A 20311-nucleotide genomic window follows, 5' to 3' on the forward strand; every position below is an offset into this window, starting at 1 on the left:
TCGTGAAGCCGCGCAACCACGTGCCGAGTCCGCCCCCTCACCGGCTTTCCCGGAGGAGACGCCCGCCACACTGCGCGGCCACCAGGCCCCCGTGCACGAGGCCGAGGAGTCACCCGCGCCCCCCTCCCCGGAATGGGAACGACCGGTCGAGGAGGAGCTCGCCACCGGGCACACTCCCGAGGAACAGCGACTGCGGCTGTACCGGCACCTCCAGGTGCGCGGGCACCGCACCTATCTGGCGATCATGCGTCTGTTCACCTCCACCCTGCTCGCGGACCTGTCCGCCTCCGAAGTGGCCGGTTCCCTGGCGGTGGCCGAACGGGAGGGACGCATCGCCGAGGGCGAGTCGGAACTGTCCACGGTGGTGGAGAGACTGCGCAAACTCCGCGAGTGGGGGAACCTGACCTTCGGGCGACGGGAGACCGTCGCCTCCAGCATCGCCGAGTTCCAGCACGGCAGCGCGCGCTTCCAGGTCAGCAAGCTCGGAGTGCGGGTACAGCGGGACGTGGACGCGCTGCTGCGGGTCCCCGAGGGGGCTCGGGAGGTGTCGCGGGAACTGCTCCCCGCCGTGGAGCGGGGGCTGCGCGAGATCGTCGAGCTGCTGCCCGCCGCGCTCGCCGAACGGACGGGCACGGGAGACGCCCGCGAACGACTCTGCGAGCAGGTCACCACGGTGTTCCTGCAACACGCCGAGCTGGCCGCCACGGTCCGGGACTTCTACGCCTACCTGGGGCAGGTGGTGACCCGGCACCAGCTGGCTCCCACCGAGATATCCGGGTTCCGCAACCTGCTGGTGGAGTACATCCAGTCGGTCGTCGAGGATGTCATCCGCCACACCGAACCCGTCGCGGAGTCCCTGCGGGTGCTGGCCGGGCGCAGGCGGGAACTGCTCGCGGTGCTGGACACCGAGGAGGACCTCGGTGAGGAGGTGGAACGGGCCCGGGGACGCACCGAGGCCGACTGGCAGGAACTCACCGAGTGGTTCCTGGACGCACCGGGCCGCCCGAGCCAGGTCTCGGCGCTGCGGGAGGCCACGGCGCGCGCCATCGGTTCGCTGCTGGCCAGCGTCAAACACGCCACCTCGGGAGGTGGCCCGGTTCCCGGCCACCGCGGGGAGCTGTTGAAACTGGCGGCCTGGTTCGACCGGTCCAGCCGGGAGGAGGCCCACGAGCTCTACGCGGCCGCCTTCGGTCTGCACTCCGCCCGGTGTCTGCAACCCGCTGCCGACCACGACGGGGACGAGCACACGATCTCCTGGAGGGACGGCAGACGGGTGCAGCGTCCGGTGAACGTGCGCAACCGCTCCGACCGGAGTGCGCAGGTGGGAAGCTCCAGGGTGCTGCACGATCCGATGACCGAACAGCGCCTGCTGGACGAGCGGCGTGCCGAGCAGCGGCGCCGGGCCGCCGCCGTCGCGGAGCTGGCCGCCGCCCGGGGGGACCCGGGTGCCGTGCGGCTGTCCGCGGACGCCCTGGAGATACTGTGCGAACTGCTGACCCTGGCCATGGCCGCCCGGGACTCCCCCTCCGAGAGCGGAACGGCGGTCGAACCGGCGCACGGGTTGCGGTTGACCCTGCGTCCTTCCAGCGGGGACACGCGGATCTCCAGTGTCACCGGCGAACTCGTACTCGAGGGCACGGCACTCGAACTGCGACCGGCCGAGACCACCGGCGAGCACGACGGAAACGCGGAGACCTCCGACAGGATCAGTGGGGCGGCCCGGTGAGCGGACGAGAACACGGTGTGGACAGCTTCGAACTGCTCGGCGACATAGACGCGGCCAACGTGGTGCGCTGCGCCAGAACCCTGCTGCGGCGACCGCTGTTGCGCGCCGACGGTCCGGACGGCGAGCTGCTCGGCATGGTCTACCGCCACCGCGGCGTGTTGCGGGAACTGTTCGGCACGCTGCTCGGCTACCGACTGGTGATCAGTCGACGCTACGCGCGGCTGTACAAGTCCGGCCCCGGGCGGGACGCGACCCGGGGTGTCGCCGCGCTGTCCCCCCGGGGATACGCCTGTGTGGCCCTCACGCTGGCCGCCCTGACCGGATGCGGAAAGCAGATCCTGCTCTCCCGGCTGGTCGCCGACGTGCGCTCCGCCGCGGCGGAGGCGGGTGTCGCCCTCGGTGACGACCCGGCCGACCGGCGTTCGCTGGCCTCGGCACTGCGCCACCTGGTCTCGCTCGGAGTGCTGACCGAGACCGAGGGGGCGGTGGCTCCGCTGGCGAACGACGCCACCACCGAAGCGCTGATCACGGTGGACACCGATCTGCTCGGGCATCTGCTCGGCGGGCCGCTGGGTGAGGCCGAGGATCCCGGCGGTCTGGTGGACCTCGCCGCCGGAACGAGCGGTTCGCACGTACCCACCGTGGAGCAGGCGGTGCGCCGCAGACTCGTCGAGGATCCCGTGGTGCACTACGCGGATCTGCCCACCGCCCAGGCGACCTGGTTGCGCAGACACCGCCTGCGGGAGACGCGGACGCTGGAACGCTACTTCGGTCTCGTCGCCGAGTCCCGCTCGGAGGGGATCGCCACCTCCGACCCGCAGGACTACCTCAACGACACGCCCTTCCCCGGGACCTCGACGGTGGCCCGTGTCGCCCAGCTCGCGCTGCCGGATCTGTTGGACGCGACGGAGCCACGTTCCGCGGACCGACGTCATCCGGTGACGTGGCAGGATTTCACCCGGGTGTGCACCGGCTTGCTGGAGAGCTACCCCTCGGCCTGGTCCCGGCGGGCCAAGGAGGACCCCGAGTCGTTGACCCGGGCGGTCGTCGAGCTGTTGCACCGCGTCGGGGTGCTGGTCCCGGACGGGGAGGAGGAGCACTCCGGGTGGCTGCTCAGCCCCAGCGCCCATCGTTGGCTTCCGATCCCGGACGGCGAGCCCGATCCCGCCACCGACGACCCGGAACCGAGTCCCGAACAGCGGGCCGAGACCCCGGACCTGTTCGACCACCTGGAAGGAGCACTCCGGCAGTGAGCACGGAAGCGGTGACCCATCCCGACGGCGCGGAAGACCGCGGCCACCGCCTCGCCCCCGGCTCCGACGGCACGGGGGGCGGACACGGGGACCGCTGGCGGTTGCGCCGGGGTGGAGTGATCAACATCTGGCAGTACGCGGACCAGGAGTTCGACCTGCGGGGCGGACGGGCGGTCTTCCAGGGGACCAACGGCTCGGGCAAGTCCCGCACCCTGGAGCTGCTGCTGCCGTTGTGCCTGGACGGGGACCTCCGCCACATCGGGTCGAAGGGCTTCGACACGGTCAGCATGAGACGGCTGATGCTGGACGAACGCGAGGGCGGAGGGAACCGCACCGGTTACGCCTGGGTGGAACTGAGCCGACGACTCGACGACGGCGGTGAACGGTTCCTCACCTGCGGGGTGGGGGTCAAGGCGACCGTTTCCGCCAACCAGGTCAGCGACTCCTGGCGTTTCGTGACGGAGCGCCGGGTGGGCCACGACCTGCGCCTGGTCAATCCGGACGGGTTCCCGCTGGGGCCCACCCAGCTGCGGGAGGAGCTCGGGGCGGACGGGATCTTCGACGAACGTTCCTTCCGGGAACACATCGCCGACGTCGTCTACGGGATCACCCCGGAACGGTACGGGGACCTGCTGCACCTGCAACGGACCCTGCGCAATCCCGACGTGGGGCTGCGGGTCCAGGAGGGTCAGCTCGAACAGATCCTCTCCGACGCCCTCCCCCCGCTGGATCCCGCGCTGGTGCAGCGGCTGGCCACCTCCTTCGAGGACCTAGAGTCGATCCGGGAGAACATCCTGCGCCTGAGCACGGCGGACACGGCGCTGTCCACGTTCATGGCCAGCTATTCCGACTACGCCTTCACCGTGCTGCGCTCCAGGGCCGAGGCCGTGCGCGAGGCGCGGAAGCAGCGGGACGCGCTGCACTCCGAGATCGCGGAGCTGGAGCGGCGTCACACCTCCGAACAGGACGGAAGGACCAGCGCCGAGGAACGGGTTTCCGAACTCGAACGCCAGGAACGGGAGCTGGAGTCCTCGCTGGAGGCGCTGCGCGCCAGCCCCGCCTACACCCAGCTGCGGAACCTGCACGACCGCCGGGCCCTGGTGGAAAACGCCCGTTCCGCCGCCGAGGGCGCGCTGCGTACCGCGGGCAGTCATCGCGACCAGGAACAACGCTCGGTCTCCACCGTGCTCGGCATGTTGTCCCGGCTGGGTTCCGACGTCGAGGCGGCCGGTCGGCACTGCGAGCGGGCCGCCGAACGGATGAGCGCCTCCGGGCTGGACCGTTCACTGGTACCGGCCGTACCCACGGTCCCCCAGGCGGAGGCCACTGTGCACTCCGAGTACGTGCGGGCCACCACGGACCCGGAGTCGGAGTCGGAGTGGCTGACCGTGGAACGGCACACACCTCCCCAGCCGGACACCGAGGAGTTCGCCTCCCGGCTGCACGAGGTCGAGGAGCGGGCCGAACGGGCCGCCGAGGCGGCACGGGAACGGGCCGCCCTGGTCACGGCCCTGCACCAGCAGGCGGTGGACTCGGAGCGCCAGCGTGCCGAGGTCGAGGAGATCCGCAAACAGGCCGAACGGGCCCGGGACACCGCGACCAGTGCGGCGGCCCGACGCAACCAGCTGCGCCAGGATCTGCGGGACACCGCCTCCGACTGGGTCGAGCGGGCCCGTTCCTGGTGGAACGAGACCCCCCTGGCCGGCGAGTCCGGTTCCGAGCAGCTGCCCGCCTTGCCCACCGTCGACGACCTCGTCGCGGACAGACTCGCCGCCCGCCGGACACGGGAACGTCTCCGCGAGGCGGTCCAGCCCGTGTTGCGGAGGGCGCGGGAACGCGTCACCGACGCCGAACGCGAGCTGGAGCAGGCACGCTGCGCGGTCGGGACGCGGGAGGGCGAGCTGGCCGAACTGCGTTCCGGCGGGGAACCCCACCCCTCGCGTCCCTGCTGGGCGAGCGCCGAACGTGACCCCGCCGAGGGGTCACCGTTCTACCGCACGGTCGACTTCGCCGACTCCCTGCCGGAGGACGAGCGCGCCGCGCTGGAGGGGGCGTTGCAGGCGAGTGGCCTGTTGAACGCGTGGGTGAGCGCCGACGGCACCGCAGTGGATCCGGACACCGCGGAGCTGCTGGCCCACCCCGGTGAGCCCGCCGGGGGGAGCACTCTGGCCGGGTTGCTGGTGCCCGCCGTGGAACCGGGATCACCGGTGTCCGCCGAACGGGTGCTGCGACTGCTGAACACCGTGGCCGTGTCCCCGCGACGGGGTGTCCTCGCGGTCGACACCGAGGGCCGGTGGAGCTGCGGACCCCTCTCCGGTGCCTGGGTCAAGGAAACGGCCGAGTACGTGGGCGCGGGAGCGCGACAGGCCGCGCGGGAACGACGCATCGCCGAGCTGGAGGACGAACTCACCGGACTGCGGGCGGAGCTGGCCGAGGCCCAGCGACGCCGTGCCGAGACCCTCCGTCACGCCGAGGCGTTGGACGAGGCACTGGAGTCCTATCCGGACGACGGGGAACTGTTCAGTGCCCACGCGAGGTTCTCCACGGCGGTGGACGACGCCGACGACGCGCAGCGCACCGCGAACAAGCTGCGCGGCGAACACGAGCTGGCCGACCGGCGTTGGCAGGCCGTGCACGCCGAGCTGGCCCGGGTCGCGGGGCAGGCGGGGCTGCGACCGGACAGCGACTCCCTGGCGGCGGCCCACCGCGCCGCCAACGAGGCCCACGAGGCGCTGAGCTCACTGCGCGAGACGATCGGCCAGCGTTGTCTGGGCACGCTCGAACAGGTGCGCACGACGATGCTGCACCACGACGCCACGGTCGCCGACCGCATGGCGGCGGAGTCGCTGGCCGAACAGCACTGCGAGCACCACGCCGAGCAGACCGCCGTGCTGGCCGAGCTGTCCGCCTCGGTCGGTGAGGAGGGACGGCGGGTGTCCGAGCAGGTGGCCGATCTGGAGGAACAACGGGAACGGCTGCGCGCGGAGATCCCCGAGGTGCGCGAACGGGCCTCGGCGGCACGGGAGGAGGTCGGCAAACTCTCCGAGAAGCTGAACTCGGCGCGACAGCGTCTCACCGAGCGCGACTCGGAGGAACGCACGGCGGTGGAGGCCCTGCGGGATGCCATGCTGCTGCCCGCCTTCTGGTCGGCGGCCGCCGGGGCCGTGGAGGGGGAACTTCCCACCTCTCCTCCGGACGTCGAGGAGGCCGTCGGAACACTGCTGTCCGTCCCCGAGTCGCCCCCCTCCCGCGGGCTCAAGGAGGTGCACGACAGGCTGCACCCGCTGAAGCAGTCGCTGAGCGGGCACTACGACATCACCACGGAGGAACGGGCCCGGGCGCTGACCGTCACGGTACTCGGTGAGGAGGGCCCGCTTCCGGTGGCCGAGGCGGCACGTCAGACCGCCGAACGCCTCTCCGAGCAGCGCGAGTACCTCAACGAGCGTTACCGCGCCATCTTCGCCGACTACCTGATCCGCGACCTCGCGGAGCGGCTGCGTGACCAGATCTCCACCGCCCGGGACCTGTGCGACCGGATGAACCGGGTGTTGGAGGGAGCCCGTTCGAGTCAGGGGGTCCACGTCCAGTTGGACTGGCAACCGGCCGCCTCGCTCAGCGAGGACATGCGTCAGGCCGTCGAGGTGATCCGCACCCCCTTCGCCCGCCGGACCGAGGAGCAGGACACGCTGCTGCGCAGGGTGTTCACCGACCTGATCGAGTCCCAGCGGGAGAGCGTCTCCGGAGGCTACGCCGAGATCCTGGCCGAGGCGCTGGACTACCGCGGTTGGTACGAGTTCACCGTGCGGGTCCGCGACACCGGCCCGGACGGCTCCCAACGGGTACGCAGGCTGCGTCAGTTGTCCTCGGGAGAGACCAGACTGGTGTCCTATGTGACCCTGTTCGCGGCGGCCGCCTCGTTCTACGACGCGATCGAGTCCTCCGCCGTGCGACACGAGCCGCTGCGGTTGGTGTTGTTGGACGAGGCCTTCGAACGGTTGGACGACCCGACGGTGGCACGTATGCTCGGGCTGCTGGTCGACCTGGACATGGACTGGCTGATCACCTGGCCGAGCGGCTGGGGCGTGTCTCCCAAGATCCCGAAGATGCACATCTACGACGTGCTGCGACCGCGCAGCGGGCACGGGATCGCCTGCACCCACACCGTGTGGAACGGTCGCGGCCTGGAACGGGCTGAACAGTGAGCGAGGTCGAGGACGTACGCGCGGTCTGGGACGTTCCGGAACTGCACGGGCTGTGGGAGAAGGCCAGGCAGGCGCTGGAGGCGCCCGACCGGCCGGCCACCTTCCGGTTGGAACTGCCGGACGAGCGGACCCGGAAGCGGGTGGGCGAGGTCTACGGCAGGCCCATGTGGGGACAGGGCACCCGGATCAACGTGGCCAAGTTGGACCGCGCCGTGCGGGACACCCGGTTCGGGCTGGACCTGGAGCGGGTGCTGGAGATCCTGCACGGGCGTCCGGTCACCCGGCGCGAATCGGCTTCGGCCGCCCGGGCCGCCCGCAACGACCGGGTGACCGAGGTGTTCACCGCGGCTCTCACCGCGCGCGGGCTGGACTCGGCGCCGTGGGCCGCCGCGTGGGTGAGCTGGATACGCCGGTACGGGCGGGTGGCCGAGCAGGACCTGGAACCGGTCGCCGAGCAGGCCGCGGCGGTGCTCTCCCGGATGGTGCTCACCCCGGGCACGAGCCCCCGGAGCCGCTGGTCCCGGGCGGAGCTGGCCGCGCGGGCGGCGGGAGGAGCACACCTGCTGGACAACGGCACCACCCTGAGCCGGGTGGTGCTGCGGGCGGCCGCCATCGCCCACGAGACCGACCCTCCCAACAACGAGCGGGAACGGCGCTACCTGTGGGAGACCTGCGGGGTGAGTCCCGACGCGGTCTCGGCCACGGTGCTGTGCTGGGCTCTCCCGATCGACGACACGACGGGCTGGGCAGCGGCGGTGACCGGGCGGACCGAGGCGGGCCTTCCCACGCATCTGACCCAGCTCGACCTGCGTGCCGCACCCGAGCGGCTGGTGCGTCCCGCAACGGTGGTGGCGGTGTGCGAGAACCCTCGTGTGCTGGAGGCCGCCGTCGAGAGCGGGATCCGACATCCGCTGGTCTGCGTCTCCGGCAGACCGTCGACCGTGGCGGCCGAGCTGCTCGACCGGCTGGGCGAGGACGGGGCCGTGCTGCGTTACCACGGGGACTTCGACTGGTCCGGGATCTCCATCATGCGCTCCCTGTGGACCACGGCGGGCGTGCGACCGTGGCGCATGTCGGCGGCCGACTACCGCTCCGCCGTGGACCTGGCCTCCGCGGAACGCACCGACCTGCCGATCCTGGACGGGGAGGCCGTGGAGACCCCGTGGGATCCGGACCTCGCGGAGGTGATGTCCACGGCGGGCCGGGTCGTCGAGGAGGAAACCGTGCTCACGTGGCTGCTCGCGGATCTGCGCGCCGGTCTGTGAGCGGCGGGAGGTGCGGGATCACTCCGGGGCCCGCACGTGTTCGGGTTCCACCACCCGGACGCCCGGCAGCTCCCGGACGAGGTCCGGCCCGAAGGCGGTGGCCGGGGTCCGGGTACCCGTGGGGAGGACACCCCGGCTCAGGTCGGTGACGATCCGCAGCACCGCCTCGGCGGTCAGGTCGTAGGTGTCGGGTCCGACGAGCGCGGCGCGAACGGTGTTGCCCTCGGCGTCGCCGGCCTCGGCGTACACCTCGACCCTGCTGTTCGCCCGGCGTTCGCGGCCCGGTCCCCGTGCCAGGAGGTCGACGGCGGTCTCACCGGCGCGACGCACCGGCGGTACGGCGAGAACCCGTCCCAGTTTCTCCGCCAGTGCCGGTTTCAGACGGTTCAGCCCGGGCAGATGGGCGAAGGTGGTGATGGTGCCCACTCCGGTGGTGCGGTAGGCGGTCGCGACGTCCCCCCACGGCAGGGCGGAGACGGTTCGCGTTCCCGTGGGGAAGTCGACGCTGCGTCTGCGCCACCCCACCGGCACCTCCCGGAGGGTGCCGTCCACACGCGCCCGACCGCCCAGGGCCACCCCTTCCAGCACGCTTTTCAGCGTGCCCGGGCTGACTCCTCCCACGGGGAGGAAGGCCAGGTCGAGATCGGTGGCCTCCGGCAGTCGCGCGGCCACCATGGCGGCCAGGCAGTCGGTGGGGACCACGTCGAAACCCGCCCCCGGAAGCAGCGTCACCCCGCTGGCGCGCGCCCGCTCGTCCTCGGCGAACAACCGCTCGAACACGTCGATCTCACCGGTGATGTCCAGGTAGTGGGTTCCGGTGCGTAGACAGGCCTCGACCATGGGGGCTGAGGTTCGGGAGAACGGTCCCGCGCAGTGTGCCACCGCGTCGACGTCCCGCAGTCCGGCTTCCAGCGTCTCGGGGTCCCGCAGGTCCAGGGTCCGGTACTCCAGGCCGTGGGGGACCGCCAGAGCGGCCAACGCCTCCGGGTTCCGCCCGGCCAGCACCGGACGGTGTCCGCGTCGGACGGCCAGTTCGGCGACCAGTCTCCCGGTGTAGCCGGTGGCGCCGTAGAGCATCCAGACCATGGGTGGCCTCCCGAAACACAGGTGGTGGGGTCACGACCGGGCCACCCGCACGAGTTCCACCCGGTCGGGCGAACCCGGATTGGTCTCCAACCTATCCCACGGCGACCAGTCCGGAGACGATCAGCCATGTCCCGAACACGGCGAACAGGACCGCGGCTCCGTAGCGCACCAGACGTTCGGGCAGGTACCTGCTCACCGTCAGTCCGGCCACGACCGCGAGGGCGTCGGCCAGCACCATCCCCACCGTGGAACCGACCCAGGTGCCGAACCAGTCGTGTTGGGTGGCGAGGGTGACCGTGGCCAGCATGGTCTTGTCCCCCAGCTCGGCGAGCAGGAACGCCGTGCCGACCGCGAGCAGGGCGGAACCTGCGGCACGCCGTCCGGTTCGTCCTGTTTCCTCCTCGTACAGCTCGTCACCCCGCACGGTCCAGGCCGCGAAACCCAGGAAGGCCACGCCGACGAAGATCCCGATCCAGTCGGTGGGCAGCGCCGCACCGAGTCCGAGCCCCAGCGCCACCGAGAGTGCGTGCACCACGGCGGTGGCCAGCGTGATCCCCAGCAGCACGTGCCGGATCCGGTAGCGCGTGGCGAAGCTCATCGCCAGCAGCTGCGACTTGTCGCCGAGCTCGGCCAGGAAGATGGCCGCCGAGCTGAGCGCGAAACTGGCCAACACGCCCTGTTCCACCTCTCACACGTCGAACGAGAAGAACCAGGCGGCACGGACGGATCACGCCGTCGGGAACCCGCGCGTTTCCCGGCAGATCGTTCTCCACGGGAGAATCCTTTTCCGCGGCGCCGCGACAGCAGACTAACGAAAAGGACGGGAAGAAAAAACACCACGGACGAAAAAAGGAACGGCAAAATCGGCGCCGAAACGGACCCAAAAAACATTTTCGGTTCGTCGAAACCGCATGTCCACTTCGGGAAATATATTTTTCCGCAGAACCCATTCTCCCGATGCGGTCGGAACGCAAAGCGGGAGTTTCCGGGACGAAACGGGGAGCTCGGCGCCGCACGGCACGTTCGGGCACGGGAGGAACCCGCGCGGACGGTGCGGGGCCGGCGAACCCGGTGAGCCGGCAGCGGACTTTCCCACCCGCACTCGGGGTTCCGGCCGTGGAGACGTCGTCGGATCACAACGTCGTCGACGGTCGCCTCATCACGGTCATGGGCCCGTTCCCGCGAAACTCCCAGGTCCCCCGTTGTCGTAGCCGCGCCACCCCCGGAACCCACGCCGGAAACATATCGCGATCACGTCGTTTCCGAACGAACACAGCTTCCCGCACAACACGGAGTCCGGTTCCCTCACCCATTTCTTCCGCGGGAAATCCACCATCCGGTCACGCCCGGTGAGAAAAAGGTCCCGATCGCGCCGGACGGTCTTCGTGGTGCAGGCGGCGGTCACCCGCTCGGCAGCACGGGGTTTCCGGGGGTGCTCGGCGGTAAGCGCCTGTTCAGCGCGGTTCGTGCCTCGCACGGCGGCCCGAAGGATCGGAGCGGTGGCGGCGAAAACCACCGTGTCGCCACACGTCAGACGATCGACACGAACACCGACTCGTCGACGTTTTCACTGGTCAGAGTGGGTGTGGTGGGCGCAGCTGGGATCGAACCAGCGACCCCCTGCTTGTAAGGCAGGTGCTCTTCCGCTGAGCTATGCGCCCTCGGCGATGGCCGACCCACATCATACAGGCCGACCACCGCGGAGATTCACGCGGACAGTTCCGCGAGCGCCTTCTTCCAGGCCTCCTGGTCACGAGGCTCGCCCGGCTGGTTCATCTCGGCGAACCGGATCCCGCCCTCGGTGTCGACGAGGAAGGTTCCCCGGTTGGCCATGCCGGACTGCTCGTTGAACACGCCGTAGGCCTTGGCGACCTCCCCGTGCGGCCAGAAGTCGGAAAGCAGCGGGAAGGTGTAGCCCTCCTGCTCGGCCCACGCCTTGAGCGCGAACGGGGAGTCGACCGACACCCCGAGAACCTGCACCCGGTCGTTCTGGAACTCGCCGAGGTCGTCACGGACCTGGCACAGCTCGCCCTGGCAGACCCCGCTGAAGGCGAACGGGTAGAAGACCAGCAGCACGTTCTTGTCGCCCCGGAAGTCGGACAGCGACACCTTCTCCTTGTTGTAGTCCGGCAGCGTGAAGTCCGGCGCTGCGGCACCGACCTCGAGCGTCATGCGCCCATACCTCCGTAAGACGACGGTGTTGCGGCGCCGAACCTACACCGCTTCGCCGGAAACGCGCACCGGCAGTCGGACGACCACCGGTGCGCGCCGCGGTCACTTCTTGGTCTTGGCGGGCTTGCGGTAGGCCAACCGGGTTCCGGTCCACCCCTCGCCGACACTCAGATTGGAAGTCTGGGCCAGATTGGACGTGGCAGCGGCCTCCGCGATGTCACTGGGCTCCACGTGTCCCTCCCGCCCCGTCTTGGGCGTCAGCACCCAGATGACACCGTCGTCGGCCAGCGGCGTCATGATGTCGAGAAGTGTGTCCGTCAGGTCGCCGTCTTCGTCACGCCACCACAGCAAGACGACATCGACCACTTCGTCGGCATCCTCGTCGAGCAGTTCGGCGCCACACCGCTGCTCGATCGCTTCTCGGACGGTGTCATCGACATCCTCGTCCCAGCCGATTTCCTGCACCACCATGTCGGGCTCGATATCGAGCTTTTCGGCGACGTCGGTTGTGTTCCTACCGGCGTCTTCCGCGGCGACCACGGCTTTCTCACTCCTCCAATTCCCATGTGCGCGAGGCGGTCGCCCCACGCACGGACAAGTTTGCACGATCTTGTCGACAGCGAACACCGTCCACGCCTCCCGGCGCAACCACGGATCGCCCGACATCGCACGTCAACACTCCCAGTGAACCTCGCGAGCGCGACACCCACCCCCGCAGAACAGGGGCCTCCGCCCCGGTCCTCCCACGCACGGGCGGTCCGGGTACCTCCCGCGTCCCCGAGACACCACCGATCCCGCGAGTGTCGCGGGGCTCGTCACTGTTCACGCCACGAGACTGACGGCACTTCGGCACACACACAACCCGGTCTCGGACATACCGGCCGGTAACTGTGACGGTTCGCGCACGCGGCACAGTATGGGAGACGATGAACCGAGCACGGGCCACACCGGCCCGGAGAACGCGCACCACGTCTTCGAGGAGAGTCCTTTGTCCCCGCACAGCAGCGACACCGGCGGCGCGAACTCACCCCAACGAGTGCGGGTCATCCGAAACGGGTTGCCGGCGCAGCTTCCGGACATCGACCCGGAGGAAACCGAGGAATGGCTCGAATCCTTCGACTCGGCGCTGTCCGCGGGAGGGAAACAACGCGCCCGATACCTGATGCTGCGCCTGCTCCAACGGGCGGGCGAACAGGGAGTCGGGGTGCCCTCGTTGACCGGAACCGACTACGTCAACACCATCCCCACCGAACTCGAACCCTGGTTCCCCGGGGACGAGGAAACCGAACGACGCTACCGGGCGTGGATGCGCTGGAACGCGGCCGTGATGGTCCACCGGGCCCAGCGTCCCGGCATCGGCGTCGGCGGGCACATCTCCTCCTTCGCGTCCTCGGCCAGCCTCTACGAGGTCGGGTTCAACTGGTTCTTCCGCGGCAAGGACCACCCGGGAGGAGGTGACCATCTCTACGTCCAGGGGCACGCCTCCCCCGGGATCTACGCCCGTGCCTTCCTGGAGGGACGGCTCTCGGCGCAACAGCTCGACGGTTTCCGCCAGGAGTACTCGCACGCCGGGGCGGGAGGGGGGCTGCCCTCCTACCCGCACCCCAGGCTGATGCCGGACTTCTGGGAGTTCCCCACCGTGTCCATGGGGCTGTCGCCGATGAACGCGATCTTCCAGGCACGGTTCAACCGTTACCTGCGGGACCGGGGGATCCGCGACACCAGCGACCAGCACGTCTGGGCCTTCCTCGGCGACGGGGAGATGAACGAGCCGGAGTCCCGGGGACTGCTGCAGGTCGCCGCGAACGAGGGGCTCGACAACCTGACCTTCGTGGTCAACTGCAACCTCCAGCAACTGGACGGCCCGGTGCGGGGCAACGGAAAGATCATCCAGGAGCTGGAGGCGTTCTTCCGCGGAGCGGGCTGGAACGTCATCAAGGTCATCTGGGGACGCGAGTGGGACGCGCTGCTGCACGCCGACCGGGACGGGGCCCTGGTCAACCTGATGAACACCACCCCGGACGGGGACTACCAGACCTACAAGGCCAACGACGGCGCCTTCGTGCGCGAACACTTCTTCGGCCGGGACCCGCGCACCAAGGAGATGGTCAGCAACTACACCGATGACCAGATCTGGGGCCTGCGCCGGGGCGGACACGACTACCGCAAGATCCACGCCGCCTACAAGGCGGCGCTGGAGCACCACGGCCAACCCACGGTCATCCTCGCCAAGACGATCAAGGGCTACGGGCTCGGCGCCCACTTCGAGGGACGCAACGCCACCCACCAGATGAAGAAGCTCGGGCTCGACGACCTCAAACTGTTCCGGGACAGTCTGCGCATCCCCCTCTCGGACGCCCAGCTCGAACAGGACCCCTACCTGCCGCCCTACTACCACCCGGGCAGTGACGCACCCGAGATCCAGTACCTGCGGCAGCGCCGGGAACGACTCGGCGGATACCTGCCGGAACGCCGGACACGCTCCAAGCCGCTGGTACTTCCGGGTGACAGGGTCTACGACGTGGTCCGCCAGGGCTCCGGCAAGCAGGAGGTCGCCACGACCATGGCGTTCGTCCGTCTGCTGAAGGAACTCGCCAAGGACTCCGAGATCGGCCCGCGCCTGGTTCCGATCATCCCGGACGAGGCCCGCACCTTCGGGATGGACTCGATGTTCCCCTCCCAGAAGATCTACAACCCCGCCGGGCAGACCTACACCCCGGTGGACTACCAGTTGATGCTCGCCTACCGGGAGAGCGACCGGGGACAGATCCTGCACGAGGGCATCAACGAGGCCGGATCGGTCGCCTCGTTCACGGCGGCGGGAACCAGTCACGCCACCCACGGCGAGCCCATGATCCCGGTCTACATCTTCTACTCGATGTTCGGGTTCCAGCGCACGGGAGACGGTCTGTGGGCGGCCGGGGACCAGATGGCACGGGGGTTCCTGCTGGGAGCCACGGCGGGGCGCACCACCCTGGTCGGGGAGGGGCTGCAACACGCCGACGGGCACTCCCAACTGCTGGCGGCCAGCAACCCGGCGGTGGTCTCCTACGACCCGGCCTGGGCCTTCGAGGTGGCCCACATCGTGCGGGACGGCCTGCGCCGGATGTACGGACAGCCGCAGGAGAACGTCTTCTACTACCTCACCGTCTACAACGAGCCCTACCAACAGCCCGCCGAACCAGAGGGGCTGGACGTGGAGGCGCTGCTGCGTGGGATGTACCGCTATCTCCCGGCCGAGGAGGACACCGGTCTCCGGGCTCAGCTGCTGGTGTCCGGGGTGGCCATGCCCGAGGCACTGCGTGCGCGGGAGATGCTGCTCTCCGACTGGGGAGTGGCGGCCGACGTGTGGTCGGTGACCTCGTGGACCGAGCTACGCCGCGAGGCCGAACGCGCGGACCGGGCCGACCTGCTCTCCCCCGAGGAACCGACCGGCAAACCCCACGTCACCCGGATGCTGGAGGGACAACCGGGTCCGGTGGTCGCGGTCAGCGACTGGATGCGTGCCGTTCCCGACCTCATCCGCCCCTGGGTTCCCGGGGAGATGACCACCCTCGGCGCGGACGGGTTCGGTTTCTCCGACACCCGACCGGCGGCGCGTCGGGTCTTTTTGGTCGACGCCGAGTCGACGGTGGTCGCCACACTGGCCGCACTGGCCCGGCGCGGCGAGGTCGACCGTTCCACCGTCACGGAGGCGGCGGCCCGGTACCGCATAGCCGACCCCCAGGCGGCGGGACCGCAGCGCTCCGAGTCCGGCGACGCCTGAACCTCCGGCCACGGTGTGCGGCGACGGGGCAGCACGCCGTGGCCCACCGTCGCTCACGCGGCCACGGAGTCCGCGCGGGAGTCCCTGTGGGCACGGCGTCTCCGTTCCACGCGACGCCAGCCGAACCAACCGTGCAGCACCAGCCCCGCGAACACCACGTAGACGACGGCGCTGAACCACAGTCCCGACATGATCTGCAGCGGCACGCTGACCGCGTCCACGGCCAGCCAGACCAGCCAGAACTCGACGAACCCCTTGGCCTGCGCCCAGAACGCCACCAACGTGCCGACGAAGATCCAGGCGTCGGGCCAGGGGGCCCAGGAGACGTCCAGCGCCGCGAACACGGTTCCACACAGCCCCACGCCGGCCAGGAACACCGCCGTCGTGCCCACCCGCTGCCGGTTCGTGCCGCGACGGACGGCGACACCGTGCACCGCGTCCCGCCCCCGTCGCCAGGCCCACCAGCCGTACACCGAGATCATCATGATCAGTACCTGTCTGGTGGCCATCCCACCGAGTTCCGCCCCGGCGTAGACGAGGAAGAGCAGTACGGTGGCCGTTATCTGCACCGGCCAGGTCACCAACGCGCGCAGCCGAGCCAGAAACACCACCGCCAGCGCGGCGAGCTGGCCCACGAGCTCGGCCCAGGACACCGACTGTCCGAGCACGACGATCCCGTGCCGAAGCGGCCATCCGGCGATCTCCTCCATCACACTCCTTCCCCACCCGGAACGCGACGCGGCGGACAGCGGGCTCTCCCGGCGGCCCGGTGGCCGCACCCGGAAACCACCGACGGAACGCACGGTCGCCGTGCCACCCTAGTCCGGCCACGACTCCCCGCCGCGCGAACCGGCCCACAGGAGCCCCTCCCGGACAACCACACGACACCGTCCGCCCTTCCGTGAGGAGAGCAACGACTCGTCGCCTTCGCGAAGGATCCACGCGTAGACTCGACGACACGTCCCGCTCCACGGCACGACGGCCGCCGAGCGCCCTTTTCCGGACCGCGGACCGCACCGCGGCGTCCCCGCCGACCGCGTCCCGTCATCCAGGGGAGAAGCAGGTGAACGACACCGACCGGGCCATACTCGCCTTCGAGAGCGAGTGGTGGCGACATACCGGGACCAAGGAACGGCTCATCGAGGAGCGGTTCGGGCTGTCCGCCACCCGCTACTACCAGCGACTGAACCGACTGCTGGACGAGCCGGAGGCCCTGGACCAGGAACCGGCACTGGTCACCAGACTGCTGCGGGTGCGCGACCGCCGGTTCCCCGATCCGGCCGGAACCGACGCCCGACGCACCGCCGACGAGGAGCCGGGGCCCTCCCACGGCTGACCCCTCCCGCGAACGCCGCTTCCGCCACCTGCCCGAACGGCTTCGCCGGAACGTGCGAGGCTGGTGAACATGCAGGTCGCCGACGACGAGAACAACGGCGCCCACCGGACGAGCACCGAACTTTCGGCCGGCACGCTGCGTCGGCTGGAACGGGCCTCCGGAGGACTGGCCACCGCCAGCATCAGCGCCATGGAACGACGGCTTCCGTGGTTCTCCCGACTCCCCGCCGACCAACGTTCCAATGTGCTGCTGGTCACCCAGACCGGCGTGTCCAACTTCGTCTCCTGGTTGCAGGACCCCACCGAGGCCATCCGGCTCACCGCCGAGGCGTTCCGTGCCGCTCCCCGCGACCTGCCGCGCTGGGTGAGCCTGCGTCAGACGCTCGAAATGGTGCGCACGGCCATCGACGTGTTCGAACAGCAGCTGCCCGACCTCGCCGAGAACGACTCCGAGCGGGTGCTGCTGACCGAGTCGATCCTGCGTTACACCCGGGAGATCGCCTTCGCCGCGGCCACCTCCTACGCGGCCGCCGCCGAGGCGCGCGGGGCCTGGGACGCCCGGCTGGAGGCACTCGTGGTCGACGGGATCGTCCGGGGGGACGCGGAGGAGTCCCTGCTCTCCCGGGCCGCCGCGCTGGGGTGGGAACCCTCCTCGGAGGCCACCGTCATGGTGGGCAGCGCTCCCTCCGACGATCCGCCGAGCATCGTCTACCAGGTACGCAGCAGGGCGGCCCGCGCCGGTCGCTCGGTGCTGCTCGGGGTGCAGGGGAGCAGGTTGGTGGTCGTGTTCGGCAAGGCCTCGGACGGTCGTGCCGTGCGGGACCCCGCGAGTGTGCTCGCGGAGGCCTTCGGCGAGGGGCCGGTGATCGTCGGTCCCACGGTCGAGAGTCTGGCCGAGGCGCACCGCTCGGCGGGGGACGCGATGTCGGGGCTGCGTGCCGTGGTGGCCTGGCCGGAGGCGCCGCGTCCGGTGGCCTCGGAGGACCTGCTTCCGGAACGGGCCCTGGCCGGTGATCCGGAGGCGGAGCGACTTCTGGTCGAGGGGATGGTACTGCCGCTGACCGACGCGGGTGGGGCGCTCATGGAGACGCTGAACACCTATCTGGAGGTCGGCGGGGTCCTGGAGAACTGTGCGCGCAAGCTCTACGTGCATCCGAACACGGTCCGCTACCGGCTGCGCCGCATCTCCGAGATCACCGGCCGTACCCCCTCCAGTCCGCGTGGAGCACACACGCTGCGTGTGGCGCTGGGGGTGGGGCGGCTCGCCAGGGCACGCGGACTGTGGTGAGCTCCGCGCGGGACACCCGTTCGGCGGGCTTGGCTCCACACCGTGGGACTCTGTAGGGTCGCTCACACCGGGCGGAGACGGGTCCGTTTTGTTCCCTCCCGCCCCGGGTGACGAATAAGCCGGGGTCGGGATCGCCCGGGAGGGCACCTTCACCACACTGTTTTTGTAGGGTTCCCACAAAAAATCAACGCTGACTTCGTGGGTGCCAGCATCACGTACCCCCGGCCGGAACGTGTTCAGTGTTGAGTGTGATCGCGCTGCTAGCTCCAGGCCAGGGTGCCCAGGCACCCGGAATGCTCCAACCGTGGCTGGAACTGGACGGAACAGAGCAACGTCTGACCGAGTGGTCCGAGATCACCGGTCTGGACCTGCTCCGACTGGGGACCACCGCGGACTCCGACGAGATCAGGGACACCTCCGTGACCCAACCTCTCGTGGTCGCCAACGCGCTGCTCGCGGCCGAGCGACTGCGGAAGGACCACGGCGAGCTTCCGCCGGACCTGCCCGTGGCGGGCCATTCCATCGGGGAAGTGGCCGCCGCCGCGCTGGCCGAGGTCCTCGAACCCGCCGAGGCCATGTCACTGGCCGCGGTGCGCGGCAGGGAGATGGCCGCCGCCTGTGCCCTGCAACCGACCGGAATGGCGGCCGTGCTCGGCGGTGACCGGGAGAACGTGCTCGCCCGGTTGGAGGAACTCGACCTGCGCGCGGCCAACCACAACGGGGCCGGACAGATCGTCGCGGCGGGGCGCACGGACAACCTGGACAAGCTCGCCGCCGAACCTCCCGAAGGCAGTCGGGTGCGCCCTCTGGAGGTCGCCGGCGCCTTCCACACCGAGTTCATGGCCCCAGCCCGCGAGGCCATGGAGGCCCACGCGAAGGAACTCTCCCCCTCCGACGCCCGGAGGCCGATGCTGTCCAACGCCGACGGGGCGGCGGTGACCGACGGATCCGAGATCCTGCGTCGACTCGTCGCCCAGGTCACCGAACCGGTCCGTTGGGACGCGTGCATGGCCACGCTCGCCGAACGCGGTGTGCGCTCCGTGATCGAGCTCCCTCCGGCGGGAACCCTGGCGGGCATGGTGCGCCGGGAGCTCAAGGGCACCAAGGCGGTCGCCGTGAAGACCCCCGCCGAGCTGGACAAGGCCGGGGATACGCTGTCCTCCCACGGCCGGACCGATTCGGAGAGCGATTCGTGAGCAAAACGTCGACATTGCGCCTGACCGAGGGCCCCAGCGCTACACGGGTCATCGGTTTCGGCAGCGCACAGGGAAACCGGACCGTCACCAACGACGATCTGGCACGCATCGTGGACACCAGCGACGAGTGGATCCAGCAACGCGTCGGCATCGTCAGCCGCAGGCTGGGCGAGGACGACCAGACCGTCGTGAACATGGCGGTGGAGGCGGGATCCAAGGCGGTCGCCGACGCCGGTCTCTCTCCGGCCGAAGTGGACCAGGTGATCATCGCGACCTGCACCATGCCCGGACCGATCCCCAACGCCGCCGCCCAGGTGGCCGACCGGATCGGCATCAAGGCCGCCGGGGCCTTCGACCTCAACGCGGCGTGTGCGGGATTCTGCTACGCGCTGAACACCGCCTCGGACCTCGTGCGGGCCGGATCGGCACGCAACGTTCTGGTGATCGGGGCCGAACGCTTCCAGGAGTGGCTCGACTGGCAGGACCGGGCGAACTGCATCATCTTCGCGGACGGCGCCGGGGCCGCCGTGGTCTCCCCCGCCGAGGAGCCGGCCATCGGCCCGGCGGCCCTCGGCAGCGCGGGGGACATGGTGGACACGATCTACCTGCGGGAGAACCGTTACATCTACCAGGAGGGGCAGACCGTGTTCCGCTGGGCCACCTCGGAAGTGGCCCCGGTCGCCGCCCGTGCGGTGGAACAGGCCGGCCTCCAATTGTCCGATGTGGATGTCCTGGTGGCGCACCAGGCGAACCTGCGCATCGTCGAGGCCGTGGCCAAGAAACTGCGTTCCCGGGGAGCCCGTGACGATCTCGTGGTGGCCCGTGACATCGTGCATTCCGGCAACACGTCGGCCGCGTCCATCCCGCTGGCGATCGACCACATGCGTTCGGCGGGGGAGATAAACAGCGGTGACGTGCTGCTGCTGGTCGGCTTCGGGGCAGGACTGTCCTACGCGGGCCAGGTGATCATCTGTCCGTGAACACCGGCTCCCCGGGAACCGCTCCCGGAAACGGAGCACCGA

General features: G+C 70.1%; 15 protein-coding genes and 1 tRNA gene. 9 read left to right on the plus strand and 7 right to left on the minus strand.

The annotated features are described in order from the left end of the window. Window positions 1–91: 91 nt before the first annotated feature. The 4 genes from ACTMO_RS0112140 to ACTMO_RS0112155 are packed head-to-tail and all read left to right on the plus strand — an operon-like array spanning window position 92 to window position 8446. The gene (locus tag ACTMO_RS0112140; RefSeq protein WP_019854965.1) at window positions 92–1726 is read left to right on the plus strand and encodes a DUF2397 domain-containing protein; all 1635 of its coding nucleotides are present in this window, start codon (window positions 92–94) and stop codon (window positions 1724–1726) included. Between the two features lie 17 nt (window positions 1727–1743). After that, complete coding sequence (locus tag ACTMO_RS0112145) at window positions 1744–2979, plus strand: TIGR02678 family protein (RefSeq protein WP_019854966.1); 1236 nt, start codon at window positions 1744–1746, stop codon at window positions 2977–2979. After that, complete coding sequence (locus ACTMO_RS0112150; protein ID WP_019854967.1) at window positions 2976–7181, plus strand: TIGR02680 family protein; 4206 nt, start codon at window positions 2976–2978, stop codon at window positions 7179–7181. The genes ACTMO_RS0112145 and ACTMO_RS0112150 overlap by 4 nt, the downstream gene beginning before the upstream one ends. Then, the gene (locus ACTMO_RS0112155) at window positions 7178–8446 is read left to right on the plus strand and encodes a TIGR02679 family protein (RefSeq protein ID WP_019854968.1); all 1269 of its coding nucleotides are present in this window, start codon (window positions 7178–7180) and stop codon (window positions 8444–8446) included. The genes ACTMO_RS0112150 and ACTMO_RS0112155 overlap by 4 nt, the downstream gene beginning before the upstream one ends. Before the next feature lie 18 nt (window positions 8447–8464). Here ACTMO_RS0112155 and ACTMO_RS0112160 read toward each other — a convergent pair whose 3' ends face one another. The 6 genes from ACTMO_RS0112160 to ACTMO_RS0112185 all read right to left on the minus strand — a co-directional run bounded on the left by ACTMO_RS0112160 (window position 8465) and on the right by ACTMO_RS0112185 (window position 12244). Next, complete coding sequence (locus tag ACTMO_RS0112160; RefSeq protein WP_019854969.1) at window positions 8465–9532, minus strand: saccharopine dehydrogenase family protein; 1068 nt, start codon at window positions 9530–9532, stop codon at window positions 8465–8467. Between the two features lie 91 nt (window positions 9533–9623). Continuing rightward, a complete protein-coding gene (locus tag ACTMO_RS0112165; protein ID WP_026449155.1) occupies window positions 9624–10205 on the minus strand; it encodes a TMEM165/GDT1 family protein in 582 nt (193 codons plus the stop codon). Window positions 10206–10697: 492 nt separating this feature from the next. Then, window positions 10698–11048 carry a DUF1348 family protein gene (locus ACTMO_RS24110; protein WP_051099078.1) on the minus strand — a complete coding sequence of 117 codons (351 nt, stop codon included), beginning with the start codon at window positions 11046–11048 and terminating at the stop codon, window positions 10698–10700. 70 nt (window positions 11049–11118) lie between these two features. Next, a tRNA-Val gene (locus ACTMO_RS0112175) sits at window positions 11119–11193 on the minus strand. A 46-nt stretch (window positions 11194–11239) separates the two neighbouring features. After that, on the minus strand, window positions 11240–11704 hold the full coding sequence (locus tag ACTMO_RS0112180; protein WP_019854971.1) for a peroxiredoxin: 465 nt from the start codon (window positions 11702–11704) through the stop codon (window positions 11240–11242). Between the two features lie 102 nt (window positions 11705–11806). Then, entirely contained in the window at window positions 11807–12244 is a 438-nt protein-coding gene (locus ACTMO_RS0112185; RefSeq protein WP_019854972.1) for a DUF3052 domain-containing protein, read from the minus strand. Window positions 12245–12620: 376 nt separating this feature from the next. On the opposite strand from ACTMO_RS0112185, the gene aceE reads away from it, so the two are divergent. Then, window positions 12621–15470 carry a pyruvate dehydrogenase (acetyl-transferring), homodimeric type gene (aceE, locus tag ACTMO_RS0112190; RefSeq protein WP_019854973.1) on the plus strand — a complete coding sequence of 950 codons (2850 nt, stop codon included), beginning with the start codon at window positions 12621–12623 and terminating at the stop codon, window positions 15468–15470. Window positions 15471–15523: 53 nt separating this feature from the next. Here the strand turns inward: aceE and ACTMO_RS0112195 are convergent, their stop codons facing one another. Beyond that, window positions 15524–16180: a nicotinamide mononucleotide transporter family protein gene (locus ACTMO_RS0112195; protein WP_019854974.1), complete on the minus strand. Its 657-nt coding sequence runs from the start codon at window positions 16178–16180 to the stop codon at window positions 15524–15526. 353 nt (window positions 16181–16533) lie between these two features. On the opposite strand from ACTMO_RS0112195, the gene ACTMO_RS20985 reads away from it, so the two are divergent. From ACTMO_RS20985 to ACTMO_RS0112215, 4 genes are all read left to right on the plus strand, one after another. Further along, window positions 16534–16806: a DUF3263 domain-containing protein gene (locus ACTMO_RS20985; protein WP_019854975.1), complete on the plus strand. Its 273-nt coding sequence runs from the start codon at window positions 16534–16536 to the stop codon at window positions 16804–16806. A 69-nt stretch (window positions 16807–16875) separates the two neighbouring features. Further along, complete coding sequence (locus ACTMO_RS0112205; protein WP_211212951.1) at window positions 16876–18093, plus strand: PucR family transcriptional regulator; 1218 nt, start codon at window positions 16876–16878, stop codon at window positions 18091–18093. A 248-nt stretch (window positions 18094–18341) separates the two neighbouring features. Further along, window positions 18342–19289 (plus strand): ACP S-malonyltransferase, encoded by a 948-nt coding sequence (locus tag ACTMO_RS0112210; RefSeq protein WP_169509064.1) that lies wholly within the window; start codon window positions 18342–18344, stop codon window positions 19287–19289. After that, window positions 19286–20269: a beta-ketoacyl-ACP synthase III gene (locus ACTMO_RS0112215; RefSeq protein ID WP_026449158.1), complete on the plus strand. Its 984-nt coding sequence runs from the start codon at window positions 19286–19288 to the stop codon at window positions 20267–20269. The genes ACTMO_RS0112210 and ACTMO_RS0112215 overlap by 4 nt, the downstream gene beginning before the upstream one ends. Window positions 20270–20311: the final 42 nt, after the last annotated feature.

Origin of the sequence: Actinopolyspora mortivallis DSM 44261 (genome assembly GCF_000384035.1) — a bacterium.
GTDB classification, from domain to species: Bacteria; Actinomycetota; Actinomycetes; order Mycobacteriales; family Pseudonocardiaceae; genus Actinopolyspora; species Actinopolyspora mortivallis.

Bases quoted from the DNA above. Each gene is read 5' to 3' on its own strand.
- ACTMO_RS0112160 (WP_019854969.1), bottom strand. From the start codon at position 9,532: ATGGTCTGGATGCTCTACGGCGCCACCGGCTACACCGGGAGACTGGTC.
- ACTMO_RS0112180 (WP_019854971.1), bottom strand. From the start codon at position 11,704: ATGACGCTCGAGGTCGGTGCCGCAGCGCCGGACTTCACGCTGCCGGAC.
- aceE (WP_019854973.1), top strand. From the start codon at position 12,621: ATGGGAGACGATGAACCGAGCACGGGCCACACCGGCCCGGAGAACGCG.
- ACTMO_RS0112195 (WP_019854974.1), bottom strand. From the start codon at position 16,180: ATGGAGGAGATCGCCGGATGGCCGCTTCGGCACGGGATCGTCGTGCTC.
- ACTMO_RS0112205 (WP_211212951.1), top strand. From the start codon at position 16,876: ATGCAGGTCGCCGACGACGAGAACAACGGCGCCCACCGGACGAGCACC.